Origin of the sequence: Aneurinibacillus sp. REN35 (genome assembly GCF_041379945.2) — a bacterium.
Lineage (GTDB): Bacteria > Bacillota > Bacilli > Aneurinibacillales > Aneurinibacillaceae > Aneurinibacillus.
The window spans coordinates 22,670-39,766 of the sequence record NZ_JBFTXJ020000023.1; the positions used below are offsets into that span (position 1 = coordinate 22,670).

Genomic DNA, 17,097 nt, shown 5'->3' on the forward strand with positions numbered 1-17,097 from the left:
CCTCTGCCGACATGCGTCGACAGAGGGAGTATGTACCCTAACTGCACACTAAAGCGCAGCAACCAGCTTATCAATCTTCGTCTTCATCATCGTCATCGTCGTCCCGATCCTTGTCTTTTCCTTTATTTTTGTCTTTGTCCTTATCTTTGTCTCCCGGCTTGTATTTATCATCATCGTCGTCCTTATCCTTATCGTTTGGCTTCTCTTTATCAGCTTCAACCGTAACGAGTAGCTGCCCCACTTCGATGCCTTTTACTTTTGCAGACACGACAGTCACTCCCGCCTTGTGAGCGCGAAGATTTCCTTTCTCATCGACAGTGGCAACGTCCGGATCAGAAGAGGACCATTCGATGCCGGAGCGGATTGTGAAATAGCCCGGGAAGTCTACCTTTAAAGTTAGCTGCTTCACCTTGCCCGGTGTAAACTTGCCTGGCTGAAGTATCAACTGCGTGTTATTGCGGGCAAAAGCCTGTACAAAAATAGCGACAACTTCGTAATTCGGATCAAACTCCCGTACGATTCGTTTGCGAATCGCAATCACATCTTCTGTCGTAATGCCGATTCCCGCTAATTTTGTCGCTAATTTTTTGAACTCACCATGCTTCATCATCCGTGCAATCGAGTCGCTAATGATGCTGTCTAACGGCTTATTAACATTGAGCATGTGATTCATAACCACTTCAGCTAGAACCTGCTTTTGCAGCATGCTTGCAAATTTCAGCAGATCTTCTTGCTTGAACTCAGTGCCGAAGATTTTCTGCCATGTGCCGTAATGATTTTTCTTAAAGGCAGCAAGCGCCTCCTTTTTATCTTCCGGTGTATACAGCAGGACGACTGCATCGCGCAGCATAGCGGATGCCTCTTCCGCTTTTACCCCTTTGGCTTTTAACTTCTCTACGGCTTTCGGATTCTGTAGAATCTCATCGCGCCAGAAGGCAAGTGGCTTCGCTTTAATTTCTTCGCGCAGTTGAGCTAATCTCGCTTTCTCTTCCGGAGTCAACGAGTAGAAGATTTCGAGTGCCTTATCCTTGTAGCGGTCAATCTGATGTGATTGGGACGAATTCCAGTTGACGGCTGCCATAGACGGAGCAGCTGATGACTGGGTGGGAAAAAGAACAGCCGCAGACGGCAGAGCGACACTAAGGGCGGCAACGGAAGAAATAATGCGACGGGAATGCTTCAGCTTCATACGAAATCCTCTCCTTCATCATATAGATAGTTATATGGGATAGAAAGAAAGCACACGCAGCATGCGTCTTCTCGCTGTTTTTCCACTACGCGTGCCTCTTCCTTCTTCCATCAGCAGGTGTGTTATTTCGCGTCTTGTGCGAGACTGTACACCTTATGAATGAGCACAGCTGCCTGCGCACGGTTGGCCGTCTCCCTTGGTCCAAAGACGCCTCCATTCATACCTGTCATGACCTTCTTCTCTACCAGCGCGGCGATGTCTTTTTGCGCCCAAGAAGAGATGCGGGATTTGTCTTTGAATTGTGTTAGCGACTCTTTCTTTTGGTCATCGCCTTGGGCAAGCAGCTTGGCCGCTTCCATCGCCCGAGCAGTCATGGACGCCATCTGTTCACGGGTGATCGGTGCCTGCGGATCGAATTTCGTCTTGCTGACTCCGCTCACAATGCCCAGCTTTGCAGCAACCGCCACATCAAGCGCGAACCAATCGTTCTCCTTCACATCCGTAAATCCGGGGTATGGTGCACCGTCGACTTTCGTGTTCAGTTGAAGCGCCTGTACAAGAAGATGCGTGTATTGGGCGCGAGTCACCTGGCTCATCGGTACAAATTTGTCTTTGCTCATCCCTGTGATGATGCCTTCTGAAGCGAGGGTCTGAATGGCGTCTTTAGCCCACGGCACCTTTTCAATATCCACAAAGCTCGGAGTCGGCTTCGTACCCTTCTCCGGGTCCGCCGGCATCGTTACAGGCGGAGTCGGGGTCGGCTGCTTTGGTGTATCCGGTGTGGCTGGCGGCGTTACTGGTGTAGGATTGTTCTGAATCTCATCCTTTGCCTTCAGCGCATCATCGAGTGTAATATTGGACTGCTCTACTTCCTTCTTCAGTTCTTGATATTTCTGTGGTTCTACCGTCTCGCGCAGGGCATCTTCTGCTACCTGTTCGAGCGGCTTGTCCGGTGACGTAAGCATATCCATCATGGCCTTTTCCTTAAGCGCCTGCTGCTCCTGTGGTGTCAGCTGCTTAAGCAGCTCCTTCATTTTTTCCGTCTTATCCTGATCCATTGCAGACGTGGTTGTATTCTCAGCCGCTTGTACAGGGGATGCGAGCGCCCCTGCCGCTGGCAGCATGACCGATGCCGATAACAAAGAGATAGCCAACTTCCGACGTAATCCATTATTTTTCTTCATTTCTTCATCCTCCCAAGTATGAATTATCAGAAAAACACAGCGAAAAAGAGAAGCGGGACGTCCCGCTCTTTAATTTATGAAAAACGGCAGAAAAAGCTTGATGCACAGCCTTCCCTTACCGGATTTCTCTATTCTCATCTATTCATACCGCAGCGCTTCAATCGGTGGAATGCGTACTGCGCGAAGAGCTGGAATGATACCGAACAAAAGGCCCGCTCCGATGGCGAAAACAACCGTATACCCTATCATCTCAAAGGGAATGGCATTCGGTAGAATTGGAAAATAATGATGAATCCAATACATCGCTCCATATGTTGCCGCAAGTCCCGCGAGCGCGCCGATTACACTCAGGAATACGGCCTCAACTAGAAACTGGCTCATGATATGCCAGGACCTGGCCCCTACAGCCTTGCGGATGCCAATTTCGCGTGTCCGCTCCTTTACCGTTAACAGCATGACATTCATAATTCCGATGCCACCGACAAGAAAAGCAATACTTGTAATCGCAAGCGTAATGACGCCGGCAAGATCCATCACCGTATTAATCATATGGACCGCTTCCTCCGCTTTTACGAGGTTGAAGTCTGTCTTGCCGTGGTTCGTACCGATGACACGGCTGATCTGCTTCTCTACCTGCGGCACATTCTCTGCTTTCTTGGCGGTAAAGAAGAGAAGTGAAGCATGCTCAGTGTTGCCTACTTTCTCTACTACATGATACGGTGCATACACACGATCATTGATATTAAAGCCAAACATCTGTTTCTCATCGAGAATGCCGATAATCTTGAACTCTTCTCTGTTCACTTTTACGGTTTTGCCAACGGTGGGCTTGTCGCCGAATACATTCTTCTTAATATTGGAGCCAAGGACGATCACATGCTTTTTCTTATCCATCTCCTGCTGTGTAAAAAAGCGACCTTCCTTCATCTTCACATCAAGTACTGGCGGCAAATCCGGCGATGTACCGGTGAAAATCATGTCATAGCCTTTTTTCTCATGAATGAGCGCACCCATGACTTCATTCTGCGGCGCAGCTTTGTCTATCGCCTTTACCTGCTTTTTTACATCCATTGCATCCTTATATGTTAAGGTGCTTGAGGATGGGGCAAATGAAGCAAAATCGGATAGACCGCTATCCATAGCCTTCTTATTCATAAGCTTGCCAGGCACAACGGTGATCTGTTGAGCGCCAAGACCGGAGAACTGTGCGAGCAAACTTTGGTTGAAATTATATAACACAGACATCAGTGAAATAACGAGAAAGGCGGCAACAGCGACACCAAGCAGCGCAAGGAAGGAGCGGCCCCGATACATCCAAATGCCGCGCAGCGCCATCCCTATATTGCGAAAGATCATCCGAGACTCACCCCTCTGTCAACTGCCTCACCATACGGAATGAGCCTGCGGTCGCGCACATATAAGATCCGATCCGCGATCTGCGCCAATTCGTGGTCGTGTGTAACCAGCATAATGGTACGACCCTGCTCATGAAGCTGCTTAAAGATCGTGACCACCTCCTGCTTCGAGGCCATATCCAGGTTACCGGTCGGTTCATCGGCTAGTACAAGGGTCGGTGACGTAACGATCGCACGGGCAATCGCCACCTTCTGCTTCTGCCCGCCGGATAAGTTAGTCGGCACGTCCCGCTTGCGTGCAAGCATCCCAACCATATCGAGCGCCTCATCCACCCGCCTACGCCGCTCCCGACCGGACATGCGAGCATACTGCAGCGGTAAGGCTACATTCTCGCCTACCGTCAAGCGCGGCACCAGCATGAACTGCTGGAAGACAAAGCCGATATGCCGATTGCGAAGAGCCGCAAGCTTACCGCCTCTATATCTCGTCACATCACTGCCCGACAGCAGGTATTCACCAGCATCGGGCTTATCTAGCAGTCCAAGGACATTAAGCAGCGTTGACTTTCCCGAGCCGGAAGGTCCCAAGATAGAGACGAATTCACCCGTCTCTACCGTCAGGTTCACCCTATCAAGCACAGTCATTCTCTCTCGTCCGTCCTTATAATGCCGGGAGATTCCTCTCAGCTCAATCATACCTAGATACATCCTCCATGAACGGTTTCAGCTGGAATACGATATCTTCTACAATGTCACGTGTCTCTACCATATTCAGTTGTTCACCCTTCTCGTAAATATCGAGCAGGATATCGGTTAAAATTTTCTGGTCGAGTCCTCTGTCTTCCGTCTTCGTTATCAACAGATATCAACTCCCGTTACTTTTCAGCGCTCAGCGCTACTTCAAGCTTCAGCCTCTTCACAACAGCTTCCGCTTCACGCTGCCGATGCTTGGCTTCTTCTAGATCGGCTGCTGGCAGCTGGTATGTCGGCACGATGTCTTTGAGCATCGCTTTAAGGTGCTCCGGCTCTACCGGCATATAATTATTCGAAGCAGCCTGCTCTAACTTCTCAAGCTTGGACATAAATTCTTTTACTGAGAAGAAGGATGGCTTGCCGATGAAAATCCTGTCGTGCGTTGTTCCTGCTGTTCCTTCCTCTGACGTAAGCAACTCTTCATATAATTTCTCACCTGGACGCATGCCCGTATATTCAATGCGAATATCTTGGTCGGGTTCAAGTCCAGACAAACGGATAAGATCGTGTGCCAGCTTGGCAATCTTCACCGGCTCACCCATATCAAGTACGAACGTCTCTCCGCCTTCAGCGATAGCACCTGCTTGAATAACAAGCTGGACAGCTTCCGGAATCGTCATGAAATAGCGAACCATCTCAGGATGCGTCACCGTCACCGGGCCGCCTTCCTTGATTTGCTGCTTGAATATCGGAATTACGCTGCCGCGGCTTCCCAATACGTTACCGAACCGAACCGCAACGAATTTGGTCGTACTGCGTCGGTTTAAGCTCTGAACGATCATCTCCGCAATCCGCTTTGTCGTTCCCATTACGCTCGTCGGATTAACGGCTTTATCTGTTGAGATCATGACAAAGCGTTCGACACCAAATAAATTGGCGCATTGTGCTACATTCTTCGTTCCGATGACATTGTTTTTAATCGCTTCCGCCGGATTTCTCTCCATCAACGGCACATGCTTATGTGCAGCAGCATGGAAGACAACGGCTGGACGATGCTGGTCGAACACTTCAACCATGCGCTGTCGATCCTGCACATCGGCGATAATCGTCTCATACGAAAGCTGCGGAAACTTACGCTTTAGCTCATTCTCAATCGCATAAATACTGTTCTCCCCATGTCCAAGCAACAGAAGCTTCTCCGGTTCAAATCCGGCAATCTGACGTGATAATTCAGACCCGATGGAGCCACCGGCGCCTGTAACCAGCACCGTCTTCTTCGTGACATATTCAGCCATGCGATTCAGATCTACCGCCACCGGATCACGGCCCAGCAGATCCTCGACATTTACATCACGAATCGTATTAATGGATACATTGCCGTGAATTACGTCGCTTACACGCGGCAGGATCTTAATATGTGCTGCTGTTTTCTTGCATATCTTAATCACGTTGGCCGTGTCCGTCTTGGCAGCGGACGGGAGCGCCAAAATAATCGTATCGATGCCTAAGCGTTTAACGATGCCTGGAATATCACGGCGCGTCCCCACGACAGGCAGACCGCCCACTTCCATATACAGCTTCGTCGGATCATCATCAATGAACGCCACCGGATATAATGTCGTATCAGGGAAATGCTTTAACTCTTTTGCCACAAGCGTACCTGCATCCCCTGCCCCTACAATGAGCGCTTTCTTATGGTGCGGCTGGATTTTTACCTGATTGCCGCGCACGATGCGCCAGATTAGGCGGGAGCCGGCAATACCGATGGTTGTCGTCATCCATGATAGAAGAAATATGGATAACGGAATGATAACAGTCGTACTAAATGCACGCACCGTAAAATACAAGACCAGACTTACCGCAAGCGCAATGGTCGTGGTGCGAATGATCAGCACCAATTCGCCGATGCTTGCATACTTCCATACCCTGCGGTACAGATTGGAGAGATAGAACACCGCGCAGGTCACAAGCCAGATCAAGCCCATCGCATATGGCATACCATTCCAGAATGGTTCGGGAATCTGCGCTTCAAAACGGAGCAGGTAGCTGATAAATACCGAACACAGTACGATAAACGAATCGACTGCAAGCAACAATGTCATTCTTTGAGAATACTTCATGCCGCTTCACCTCCGTTATTTTTCACATACGACTTGAAGTGCACGCTTTACGCCTGCAATTACACGTTCCTGTTCTTCTTCCGTCAGATTCGAGCCGGAAGGTAGGCACAATCCATTCACAAACAGCTCGTCCGAGACACTATGATAGGCCGCATGCGGATAGTACTTGCATTGTGCAAACAGCGGCTGCAGATGAAGCGGCTTCCATACCGGACGCGCTTCAATATTCTCTGCCGCAAGTGCGTCAACGATCTGTACCGCGCTCACTCCGGCCTGCTTCTCATCTACTGTCAACGCTGTCAGCCAACGTGTCATAAAGCCTTCTTCTGCTTCCGGCATGAAAGCAAAGCCAGGCAATTCCGCAAGCGCAGCCTGGTAGCGGTCAAATACCGCCCGGCGCGCCCGAATGCGCTCATCAAGAACCTGAAGCTGACCGCGGCCAACTCCGGCTAAGATATTGCTCATGCGGTAGTTATAGCCCATCTCGCTATGCTGATAATGCCGCGCTTGATCGCGGGCTTGCGTAGCCCAAAACCGCGCCTTATCAAGAGCGTCCGTATCATCGGAGACGAGCATGCCGCCACCCGATGTGGAGATGATTTTGTTTCCGTTAAAGGAATACACCCCGAACGCACCAAATGTACCGCTGGCTTTTCCTTTGTACGTAGCACCTAACGATTCCGCCGCATCCTCGATCACCGGCACACCGTAGCGGTCGCAGATGGCGAGCAGCGGGTCCATATTCGCGCTTTGACCGTACAGATTCACAACGATGACTGCCTTTGGTAGCTGTCCGTCCATCTCTGCGTCCTGCATGGCGCGCTCTAGTGCGATCTCTGACATATTCCATGTATCAGGCTCTGAGTCAATAAAGACAGGAGTCGCCCCTTGATACAAAATCGGATTCGCGCTGGCGATGAATGTCAAACTGGAGCAGAACACCGTATCTCCAGGTCCTACGTCCAACAGACGCAGTGCCAGATGAATACCTGCCGTTCCGGAACTGAGCGCCAATGCGCCCTTTGTGCCGACATATGCGGCAATCTCATGCTCGAATGCATCCACATTCGGCCCAAGCGGCGCAATCCAATTACTTGTAAACGCCTCTGCCACATATTTTTGTTCTTGGGTCCCCATATGCGGCGGCGATAGTAAAATTCGTTTATTCATAGCTCTATGCCCTTCTTTCGCTCATGTTTGATGCGCTTGTCTCCTGCCCCATAAATTTCGTTGTCGTCGCATGCCCTTCTTTGCTGACGCCTTCGGAGCGAAGCACCTTATAGAAAGTCATCCATAAGATCTTAAGGTCAAGGAAGAACGATTGATTCTCGACATACCACACATCAAGCTCGAATTTTTCTTCCCAACTGATATTATTGCGTCCATTGACCTGCGCCCAACCCGTGATACCTGGTCGCACTTCGTGACGACGCGCCTGACGCGGCGTATACCGTGGCAGATATTCCATCAGCAGCGGACGCGGTCCAACCAGACTAATATCTCCCTTGACGACATTAAACAACTGCGGCAGCTCATCAAGACTCAGCTTCCGCAGCAGGCGGCCAAACCGTGTCAGCCGAATATCATCCGGCAGCAGCTCTCCGTGCTCGTCCCTCTCATCCGTCATTGTGCGAAACTTATAGATATAAAACGGCTGACCGTATAAGCCAGGACGCTTCTGCTTGAACAGAACCGGCGAGCCTAGCTTTCGCCGTACCAACCAGGCAGTAATCGCAATGACAGGCAGCGTAATGGTCAGCAGAGAAAGCGAGCATACAAGATCAAACGTCCGTTTTACCATGTGTCTCACTCCTATTTCTTGTACATCCTGCCTATTCTTGATTGCGCAGCAGCTGATCGGACGGTACATCGCGCAGCTTCTTCGCCGGGATGCCGACTACAAGCTCTTCCTGCTTCACATCGCGCGTGACAATGCTGCCTGCTGCAACGGTTCCGTCTTCTTCAATCGTGATACCCGGCAGCGTAATGGCATTCGCACCGATGCGGCCGCCGTCCTTCACAGTTACACCCTTCATCTTGCCAAAGCGTTCCTTGCTGCGAGCCATATAATTATCGTTGCTCGTTACGACGCACGGAGCGACGAACACGTAATTGCCCAGCGTAGAATAGGCCGTAATATAGCAATTCGTCTCCAACTTGCATTTCTGCCCGATCGTGCAGTCATTCTCTATCGCCACGCCGCGTCCGACAATCGTTCTCTCGCCTACCGTGACACGCTCGCGAATCGTTGCGAGATCAGCGACGAATACGTCATTCTCAAGCACCGCACCAGCATAAATAATCGAGGACGTCCCAATGGTACAGCCGTCACCGATAACGACCGGCGGATTCTGCTTTACCTCTTTTAATACAGAGTTCTTTGCTTTTGTCGGCTGCTTACCGATAATGGCATTGTCTTGGATAATAACGTTGTCGCCGATAACACTTCCAGCGTAGATGATTACGTTGTGGCCGATCGTCACATTGTTTCCTAACGCGACCGTATCTTCAATAATGGTGTTCTTTCCGAATAGTACATTCATGCGTTATACTCCTCCTCATCGTAGGGTCAGACATTGATTCTCTTTTATACGGGTACAGCACGTACGCTGCGCTCCGGGATATCCTCTTCAATTACATCCATCAGGCGGAATGCGAGCTTCTTCCACGCATGGTTATTCTCCACATAGGCTCGCCCCTTCTCTCCCATCTCCTGAAGCGCTTGCCGGTTTAGAGAGAGGAATTGCAGCGCATCCGCCATCTGCTGCGCATCATTTACCTTGATGCCTGCACCGGATGTCTCAATCGGCGTCTCCTCAAGCTGGCAGAGCAGCACGGTGGGAAGAGAGGCCGCCATGTAGTCATACATCTTATTTAGACTGAAGCCCCACTTGTAGATTTCCGCATCCTGCATCGAGATGACACCAACATCAGAACGCAGCAAAATCGTAGGGATCTCTTCTTTTTTGACCGGCGGCACGAACGTAATGTTCGTCAGCTTCTCCTGTCTCGCCCGTTCAATCAAGCGCTGCTTTTCCGGGCCGTGGCCGACCATGACAAAATGGATGGCGCTGTTCTTCTGCAGCAGTCCCGCCGCATCCAATACCGGGTCGAGATGATTGGCAATGCCGTGCGCTCCGGTATACGTGACGACCAGCTTGCCCTTCAGAGAAGCGAAGACCCGCTCTAGATCATTAGAGAGAAGCGTATCTGTTTCATAGCGTTCCAGATCAGCCCCGTTCGGCAGATAGACGACCTTTTCGGCATCGAAGCCCTGTTGGGCCACATACCGATCCGCCTTATCGAACAGGACGATGATGCGCTTGGCATTTCTATATAAAAAGTGCTCCAGCTTCCGCAGCATCCATACAGCCGGATTGCGGTCTGACACTTTGCCTAAGTCAATCAGCGTTTGCGGCCAGAGGTCGCGTTCTTCAAAATAAAATGTGCACTTATACTTGCGGGCTAGCATGCAGCCAACCAGTGCAGCCAGCGGATGCATGAGTGTGCCGATGATAAGATCTGGCGTCTCCTCCCGCTTTTTGCCAAGCATGTAGGACTGCACCGTATAGCTCAGCATGTTGGCGACACGGCGCCAGTCATTGCGCTGATATTCCGGGGTCTTAATCCAGACGAAGCGGACACCGTTATATGTCTCTTCCTTCCACTTCTTATCCGGTTCCGGAATGTAGCGTTCTTTGCGCTCCTGATGGGAGAAAGAAGAGGCAAAAATCGTTACGTTATAATTGCGTTTTACAAGCTCTCTTGCCAAGTCATAGTGACGTGTGCCTCCGCTTGCGCCGGGCGCAATCGCGTAGTGGTTGAAAATCCAAATGTTCATGTCTTTTCTCTCCCCCTTTCTCCGTAAAAACCTTACTGGGATGATGCGCGCTTCTGCAGCGGCAGCGAACGCCCCAAGTCGGATTCGAAGCCTTCGTATAAAGCGATAAGCTTCTTGGCCTCCATTTCCCAACTGTATTTCTGTTCGATGGCACGGCGGCCGTTATCCCCCATCCGCTTTGCTTCCTTCGGATGATCAACAAGGTACTGAATGGCTTCTGCAATTTGCTTCTCATCGAGCGGATCTACACAGATGCCGCATTCATTACCTGTAACAATGTCACGCCAGAGCGGAAAATCGGAAGCGATCACCGGAATGCCCGCAGCCATGTATTCAAACATCTTTACAGGCAGCGCATCTTTATAATTGATGATCGGGTGCAATGTAACCAATCCGGCCACACCTCGTCCTAGAATCTGCTGAACTTCCTCCCTGCTTACATGCCCGAATTCACTGACCTGCTGCCAACCTGGAAGCTTCGTCGTCTCCTGGCGCAGCGATTCTGGAATAAACTTCCCGGCAAGCAGAAGCTTGGCGTCTGTATGATCCATTGCTTTGACCATTTCCTGAATACCGCGCTTTACGCTGATCCCGCCCACATATGTGACGGCACGCTCTTTACGGGACCAGTCCTGATCGGGCTTGATGAATTCAGCGAGCAGCGGATAGTTGTTAACATATAACGAATGGCAGCCAATACGGGCAAACCGCTTGCTGATGAATGGCGTAGCCGCTGCAATCGCATCAAACTTCTTCGCCGCAAAATTCTCGAACGCTTCAAAAGAGCGGGAGATCGTCTTGCGCAGCGGCGCCGGAATCCAATACTTCGAGAGGATCTGGCGCGGCACGTCCTCATGCACGTCATAGACAACTTTTTTGCCTTTCATCTTGAGCAGAATGCCGACCGGAAGAAGTTCCGGGTCATGGAAGTGATACGCGTCCGCATTGATCGCAAGCGCCTTGCGGTATACGGCACGCACCGTCTTCGTCATCCGGTTCAATCTGCCCCGCCCGCGCTCAATCGCATGGAAGCGAACACCGTTATGCACGCCTTCAGGTGCGTCCGGAGCGATGAGGTGCGTCTCATACCCGGCACCCGCAAGCGAGCTGCACTCCTTCGTGAAAATCCTCGTATCCATCGGCGGATGGACGGATGTGAGATGGCAGATTACAAGATTTCTCATAAGTCACGCTCCGTAATTTTGTCATTCTCTAACTGCGGCCGCGGTCAATGCGGCCTTTGTTCTCTCCGGTTTGAGAGAAGCATCGACTTCTCTCTTTTCTTGCCTGTCTTTTCCTCTCTTCTTCACGCTTGGCAGGATGAATGCCAGAACCACCGCTAACAAAATACCGTGGGTGAGAAGTGTGGTCAGAAGAGCTGAGTTGGATAGTGCGAACGCCGGAATACCGAGAATAAGACATTTGATTTGGTAATCCAGGTGACGGGTGATACTATCAAACACCCATAACACCACAGCTAGGATCATGGTGAATACGAAAATACCCATGTAGCCGAAGTTGGCGTAGCTATCCGCCCATAGATTCGCGTTTGCCGCTAAGGATTCACTGCCCATATATTGATATCCGATCAAATACACCGGCTTCAGTGTATAGGGATAGTCGATAAAACTTTTGAAAATGCTGTGTGCCAGATGCACCTGCGGATTGTTCGAGAAAAACTCGAAATAGTTACCTGTCAGAAGCCCCGGTGTTAAAATCAACCGGCGCACAAATAAGGAGACAAGCACCATATCATCAAGAAGCGAATCTGCAATCACACATAACACGGTAAAAATGGATGCGCCGTACAACATGCTCGTACCAAATCCGCTTTTCCTGCGGTTTAAGAGAATGAGCAGCACGATATTTAGCAGCAGCGAGAAGAAAATACTCTTCTGCCCGGTAATAGAGAAGATCACCAGTTGACCGGCCAGACCCGCAGCCACTAGTCCTGGCTTGCGCATAACGAGCCCATACGCCATGACCAGCGGATTGATGACGCCTGCCTGCCAGGCAATCGCGTAAGAGACAGCACCACCACCGCTCTCCTTGTACTTCTCCCGCACATCATACACATCGGCTAATCCCGCGAGATCGAACCGAATGCCATACGTGCCGATAATCAGCGCATAGAACACGGCGCTAACCAGCGCAAGCCCAAGCCAGAAAAGAAGGGGCGGCAGCTCTAAGCGACGGATTGGCAAATATGGCAGGCGTGTAGAGACGCCGAGTATGGCGAAAGCACCGAGCAGTGACAATGAGAATGCGACAAGCTTCTCTGTCTCGATTGTCAGTGTGTAGAACGGGATGATCGATGCCGGGATATACACCAGCACATATAAAATCCAATACACGACCTGCGAGGGACGTTCTACCTTCACCGGCATCCACAGCGCAGGCAGTGATGCGGCCGTAAAGCCAAGGATGAGAAGCGGCGCAGACGTCGGATAGTAGACATACCCCATATACGCGAAGGCCGGTGAAACCAAGTCAATATATACCCAAGTCAACAGGCCTCCATAGATCAAAGCGCCGAGCAGCAGAATGATTTTACTCTTGATGTTGTTCATGCTGTATTCCCTTTTTGGAATGTTGGATCACGGCATACGCGGATAGGAAGAACAGCACCACATAGCAGACGAACATGCCTGCACCATAGATCAGAATCGCCTCACGAGCCGGAAGCTTCAACACAGCCGATAGAACCAGTCCGCCAATAATAATGACAAAGCGGAAAATATCCCAGGCAAGCTGTATTCCCTGCCGCTCCAGCATGTTCAATGTCTGTGAGAGCGGCACGACGACGAACTGGGCGATAAAGCCAAGCGCCATAATCTGAATGTAAACGCCTGCCTCTTCCCATGCTGCACCGAAGACCAACTCGAATACCCAGGGCGCTACAAGCGCTAGGGCGCCGATTGGAAGCCCGCCGAACAAAAGCAGCTTGCCTGCGGCCTTGAAATACAGCTTGCGAAGCGCATGCGGATTCTCTCTGGCCAAGCGGGCTGATTCACCGAAGAACACTTGGGCGACCGATTGACCGACCATGGTCATCGGCGCTCCGACAACCCGCTGCACAAGCGCGTAGAATCCACCGATCTGTGCGCCGAAAAACGCAACAAGCAAAAGCGGCGGAAGCTGTAATCCAGCGCTGTTGAACAGCGAGGAAAAACTGGTCAGCAGCGGAAAGCGTTTATAGCGTATAGCCATCTCCTTCATACGGGAAGCAGATACGCCCTTCAGCGCCTCCTTATCGGTCTTAAAGACATTGCGTGCCAATGTGCCGCTGCCGCCAACGCGACCGATCGCGTCACCGAGCAAAAGGCCCAGCGGCCGCCAGGCCATCAGGCCGCAAATAATCTGGGTAATGACCTGCGCTGTACTCTGCCTTACCTTTGTTGCAGCGACTCGGCCGAACTCGCGCTTGCGCACGGACCAGTAATTCAAGATTTGGTAGAGTCCGACACCAAACACACTGCAGGGAAGCAGCCAGAGATACGGTCTAAGTGCAGGAGCGCCGACAGACTGTACCAGCCCATCCCCAAACAGCCAGACACAAAGGCTGACAAGTGCGGTCATTCCAATCAGCATAAGCAGCGATAGAACCATGATATTTGCCGCATCTTCTTCTTTATCCGGTAGAAGAATGGCCAGTTCATAACGCAAGGATGCTACCACTGCCAAAACAGAAAGCAGGGAAGCATATACGGCCAGTGTCCCGAAATCTTCGGGATGATACATCCGGGTGAGAAGCGGCGAGACCGCTACGACCAGCAACTGGGCGAATGCGGTGCCACCGGTGAGTACAAGTACATTGCGGATAAATGATTTTCCGGAGAAAAACTTCTTCATCCGCACTACGATTCCAACATTTCCAAGCAAAGGACTTATCTTCACTCCTTTCTTCCCGTTAATCCTCAAGCTTCACTTCGATTCCGTTCGATAAACTCATCAGAAGCTCACGGAGCTGCATCTGCTGCTGGATGGAAGCCTGCTTGCGCGGCGCATCCGGCTCATTATAGATACCTGCCACACTTGCAATACTCGGCAACTGGCGCGACATCGTAGCATATACGTCGCGAATGCGATCCGTATCAAGAAATGTCCACCAGCCAAGCAGAAGCGTTCCGGAAAGCTCATACGGTCCATATCCGTTATTTGCTCCTAAGCTCTGGTAGCCCCAGCGATATATGCCGTTGCGTCCGTCAATGAAATTCGTGGTTCGATAAGCTGGGAAATCACGGCTTGGTTTAATTAACGCATGCTCATAAAACTGCTTTTCCATTCCTTTACGCAGCGATTCATAGAACGTGCGCTGTGTTGATTTTTTCTCATGCGCTTGAGATAAACTCAAAAGCCAGAGCGGAAAGCGGTGACTATGTGAGGTATCCCAGGCAATATCCTTGACAGGAGCCGGCTTCATACCCGGTTTCTTCTCTCGGCGCCCGGCATACAAATAATCAGGATGATCAGACCATACGCCCGGCTGGAACACCCAGCGGCCGCCGCCTCTGAATTTTACACTCTTGCGAAATGCTTTATCCGCTACCGTGATCACATCAGTTACTACCGGTGATTCCACCGCACCGCCGAATGTCTCACGCTCATACGTCCGCAAATCGGCAGCAATCGCAAAGAGAAATAATTCCTCATCCGTAATGGCTTTATGATAATTCTTCGATGTCTTCGCATCCGAAAGCTTCCACATGACGCGTTCTTTCATGCCGCCCGCAAACGGCTTATGCTCCCAATGCCATGCCGCCTCCTTCTTCCACAACCTCTCGACTTCGTGATACAGAATCGTAGGCATATACGAAGGAATCAGTTCTTGTCTGCCTGATTGGGAGGCTAAAACAAGAAAACGGCTGGAAAGATATAAGTACTGCAGCCTCCCCAGCCTGTCCTCCACCTTCTTGTCCTGAGCACTTGCTTCGAATTGGGGAAGTTCGCGGGCAAAATGCCCGGCGAACTCTTGCTGCCAATTCTTTTCGTTTAACGTAAACGCCGCATGCAGCGGAACCATCATCAATTGCCCCGCGTCATACATCTCCTGACCCGTTGTAAATGTGCGTCCTAGATACGACGTTACAGATTCCTCCCACATCTCCTTCTGCCTGCTGTTAGCACCCGGCGAGTACCACCAGGAATATAAGGTGCTGAAAAGGAAGAAGGCAGCAAGGCAGATGAGAAGGATGTTGGCCCAACCAGCTCGTTTTATCCATAAGCCTCTGATGATACTCCCTCAATTCCTTACAGAATTTCGTAGAGGCTCGGCTTCGCTTTGTCTTTGAGCGCATTGCGCGTGTCAAGAACCACGGAAGCGGAACGACCGATTAAATCGTAATCAAATGCAGTATGGTCGGTTGTCAAAAGGACGATATCCGCTTTCTCTAGTGGTTCGGCTCCAAGCTCTACAGCATTGTATTCTTTTCCGCGACGCTTGAAAGATGGGATGTGCGGATCACTATAAACAATTGTGGCTCCCTTTTCTTCCAGAATGTCGATAATGTTTAGCACCGGAGACTCGCGAATGTCATTGATATCTTTCTTGTACGCCACACCTAAGAGATATACCGTTGAACCTTTGAGCGGCTTCGCTTCCTTGTTCAGCATATTGGCGGCACGCTCAACGACAAATTCCGGCATGCTGTTATTGATTTCACCTGCCAGTTCGATGAGGCGCGTATGGTAATTGTATTCACGCGCTTTCCATGTCAGGTAGAACGGATCAATCGGGATGCAGTGCCCGCCAAGTCCCGGCCCTGGATAGAAGGCCATGAATCCATACGGCTTTGTCTTAGCTGCATCAATCATCTCCCAGACATCAATGCCCATCTTATTGCAGAGGATTGCCATCTCATTGGCCAGTGCGATGTTAATATGGCGGAATGTATTTTCATAGATTTTCTCAAGCTCAGCAATGGCCGGACTTGATACTTCATGTACATCGCCTTCAAGTACGGAACGGTACATGGAGGCGGCAACCTTGGTGCAATCCGGTGTTACGCCACCGACAACTTTTGGTGTATTTTTTGTATTGAAGTGCTTATTACCCGGATCGACACGTTCCGGCGAATAGGCGAGGAAGAAGTCTTTGCCGCATACCAGACCGGATTCTTCAAAGATCGGCTTTAGCAGCTCTTCGGTCGTACCCGGATATGTTGTGCTCTCAAGCACGATCAACATGCCCGGATGCAGATATTTGGCGATTTCACGCGCAGACGATTCTACATAGCTCGTATCCGGCTGCTGATACGTATCCAGCGGTGTCGGTACGCAGATTGCCATCGCATCTACTTCGCTGATGAATGAATAATCTGATGTTGCGCGCAGCTTCTGCTGCTGTACGATATCACGCAGATCCGCATCAACAACATCCCCGATGTAATTGACGCCGTCATTGACCATCTCTACCTTGCTTGCCTGTACATCAAAGCCGATTACGCTGTAGCCGGCTTTTGCTTTTTCTACTGCGAGCGGGAGGCCAACGTAGCCTAAGCCGACTACGCCGATCACCGCGGTTTTCTGCTCGATTTTCTCAATGAGCTGTTCTGCTAATGAAGATACGACTGCTGTTGATGGAGTCATACTCTCTCTCCCTTCTTTTCGAAAAATTCACGGACAACTGAGATAACATATTCCTGATCGTCAAGGGCAAGCTCCGGATACAGCGGCAGCGCCATCGTACCAAGAGCGGCTTTCTCTGATTCTGCTA

The 17,097-nt window shown here is 50.7% G+C and carries 15 protein-coding genes; all 15 read right to left on the bottom strand.

Features of this window, described 5'->3' with window-relative positions; genetic code table 11:
• Window positions 1–70 precede the first annotated feature (70 nt).
• The 15 genes from AB3351_RS23035 to AB3351_RS23105 all read right to left on the bottom strand — a co-directional run bounded on the left by AB3351_RS23035 (window position 71) and on the right by AB3351_RS23105 (window position 16,970).
• Complete coding sequence (locus tag AB3351_RS23035; protein WP_371149455.1) at window positions 71–1,189, bottom strand: Ig-like domain-containing protein; 1,119 nt, start codon at window positions 1,187–1,189, stop codon at window positions 71–73.
• Window positions 1,190–1,311: 122 nt separating this feature from the next.
• Window positions 1,312–2,373 (bottom strand): S-layer homology domain-containing protein, encoded by a 1,062-nt coding sequence (locus AB3351_RS23040; protein ID WP_371149456.1) that lies wholly within the window; start codon window positions 2,371–2,373, stop codon window positions 1,312–1,314.
• Between the two features lie 138 nt (window positions 2,374–2,511).
• Window positions 2,512–3,729 (bottom strand): ABC transporter permease, encoded by a 1,218-nt coding sequence (locus AB3351_RS23045; protein WP_371149457.1) that lies wholly within the window; start codon window positions 3,727–3,729, stop codon window positions 2,512–2,514.
• Window positions 3,726–4,424, bottom strand: a complete 699-nt coding sequence (locus AB3351_RS23050) for an ABC transporter ATP-binding protein (RefSeq protein WP_371149458.1) — start codon at window positions 4,422–4,424, stop codon at window positions 3,726–3,728. The genes AB3351_RS23045 and AB3351_RS23050 overlap by 4 nt, the downstream gene beginning before the upstream one ends.
• A complete protein-coding gene (locus AB3351_RS23055) occupies window positions 4,417–4,587 on the bottom strand; it encodes a hypothetical protein (RefSeq protein WP_371149459.1) in 171 nt (56 codons plus the stop codon). Before AB3351_RS23055 ends, AB3351_RS23050 begins: the two co-directional genes overlap by 8 nt.
• 16 nt (window positions 4,588–4,603) lie before the next feature.
• The gene (locus tag AB3351_RS23060) at window positions 4,604–6,541 is read right to left on the bottom strand and encodes a polysaccharide biosynthesis protein (protein WP_371149460.1); all 1,938 of its coding nucleotides are present in this window, start codon (window positions 6,539–6,541) and stop codon (window positions 4,604–4,606) included.
• Window positions 6,542–6,556: 15 nt separating this feature from the next.
• On the bottom strand, window positions 6,557–7,711 hold the full coding sequence (locus tag AB3351_RS23065) for a DegT/DnrJ/EryC1/StrS family aminotransferase (protein ID WP_371149461.1): 1,155 nt from the start codon (window positions 7,709–7,711) through the stop codon (window positions 6,557–6,559).
• A gap of 4 nt (window positions 7,712–7,715) precedes the next feature.
• Entirely contained in the window at window positions 7,716–8,342 is a 627-nt protein-coding gene (locus tag AB3351_RS23070) for a sugar transferase (protein ID WP_371149462.1), read from the bottom strand.
• 31 nt (window positions 8,343–8,373) lie between these two features.
• Complete coding sequence (locus AB3351_RS23075) at window positions 8,374–9,084, bottom strand: acyltransferase (protein ID WP_371149463.1); 711 nt, start codon at window positions 9,082–9,084, stop codon at window positions 8,374–8,376.
• A gap of 44 nt (window positions 9,085–9,128) precedes the next feature.
• On the bottom strand, window positions 9,129–10,382 hold the full coding sequence (locus AB3351_RS23080; protein ID WP_371149464.1) for a glycosyltransferase family 4 protein: 1,254 nt from the start codon (window positions 10,380–10,382) through the stop codon (window positions 9,129–9,131).
• Between the two features lie 32 nt (window positions 10,383–10,414).
• Window positions 10,415–11,566 carry a glycosyltransferase family 4 protein gene (locus AB3351_RS23085; protein WP_371149465.1) on the bottom strand — a complete coding sequence of 384 codons (1,152 nt, stop codon included), beginning with the start codon at window positions 11,564–11,566 and terminating at the stop codon, window positions 10,415–10,417.
• 21 nt (window positions 11,567–11,587) lie between these two features.
• On the bottom strand, window positions 11,588–12,952 hold the full coding sequence (locus tag AB3351_RS23090) for a hypothetical protein (protein ID WP_371149466.1): 1,365 nt from the start codon (window positions 12,950–12,952) through the stop codon (window positions 11,588–11,590).
• Window positions 12,933–14,279 carry a lipopolysaccharide biosynthesis protein gene (locus tag AB3351_RS23095; RefSeq protein ID WP_371149467.1) on the bottom strand — a complete coding sequence of 449 codons (1,347 nt, stop codon included), beginning with the start codon at window positions 14,277–14,279 and terminating at the stop codon, window positions 12,933–12,935. The genes AB3351_RS23090 and AB3351_RS23095 overlap by 20 nt, the downstream gene beginning before the upstream one ends.
• Before the next feature lie 13 nt (window positions 14,280–14,292).
• A complete protein-coding gene (locus AB3351_RS23100; protein ID WP_371149468.1) occupies window positions 14,293–15,486 on the bottom strand; it encodes a hypothetical protein in 1,194 nt (397 codons plus the stop codon).
• Between the two features lie 146 nt (window positions 15,487–15,632).
• Window positions 15,633–16,970 carry a nucleotide sugar dehydrogenase gene (locus tag AB3351_RS23105; RefSeq protein ID WP_371149469.1) on the bottom strand — a complete coding sequence of 446 codons (1,338 nt, stop codon included), beginning with the start codon at window positions 16,968–16,970 and terminating at the stop codon, window positions 15,633–15,635.
• Between the last annotated feature and the right edge of the window lie 127 nt (window positions 16,971–17,097).

Excerpts from the sequence above, each read along its gene's own strand:
- AB3351_RS23105 (WP_371149469.1), bottom strand. The coding sequence starts at position 16,970 with ATGACTCCATCAACAGCAGTCGTATCTTCATTAGCAGAACAGCTCATT.
- AB3351_RS23090 (WP_371149466.1), bottom strand. The coding sequence starts at position 12,952 with ATGAACAACATCAAGAGTAAAATCATTCTGCTGCTCGGCGCTTTGATC.
- AB3351_RS23070 (WP_371149462.1), bottom strand. The coding sequence starts at position 8,342 with ATGGTAAAACGGACGTTTGATCTTGTATGCTCGCTTTCTCTGCTGACC.
- AB3351_RS23085 (WP_371149465.1), bottom strand. The coding sequence starts at position 11,566 with ATGAGAAATCTTGTAATCTGCCATCTCACATCCGTCCATCCGCCGATG.
- AB3351_RS23045 (WP_371149457.1), bottom strand. The coding sequence starts at position 3,729 with ATGATCTTTCGCAATATAGGGATGGCGCTGCGCGGCATTTGGATGTAT.
- AB3351_RS23065 (WP_371149461.1), bottom strand. The coding sequence starts at position 7,711 with ATGAATAAACGAATTTTACTATCGCCGCCGCATATGGGGACCCAAGAA.
- AB3351_RS23060 (WP_371149460.1), bottom strand. The coding sequence starts at position 6,541 with ATGAAGTATTCTCAAAGAATGACATTGTTGCTTGCAGTCGATTCGTTT.
- AB3351_RS23035 (WP_371149455.1), bottom strand. The coding sequence starts at position 1,189 with ATGAAGCTGAAGCATTCCCGTCGCATTATTTCTTCCGTTGCCGCCCTT.
- AB3351_RS23075 (WP_371149463.1), bottom strand. The coding sequence starts at position 9,084 with ATGAATGTACTATTCGGAAAGAACACCATTATTGAAGATACGGTCGCG.
- AB3351_RS23040 (WP_371149456.1), bottom strand. The coding sequence starts at position 2,373 with ATGAAGAAAAATAATGGATTACGTCGGAAGTTGGCTATCTCTTTGTTA.
- AB3351_RS23100 (WP_371149468.1), bottom strand. The coding sequence starts at position 15,486 with ATGTGGGAGGAATCTGTAACGTCGTATCTAGGACGCACATTTACAACG.
- AB3351_RS23050 (WP_371149458.1), bottom strand. The coding sequence starts at position 4,424 with ATGATTGAGCTGAGAGGAATCTCCCGGCATTATAAGGACGGACGAGAG.
- AB3351_RS23080 (WP_371149464.1), bottom strand. The coding sequence starts at position 10,382 with ATGAACATTTGGATTTTCAACCACTACGCGATTGCGCCCGGCGCAAGC.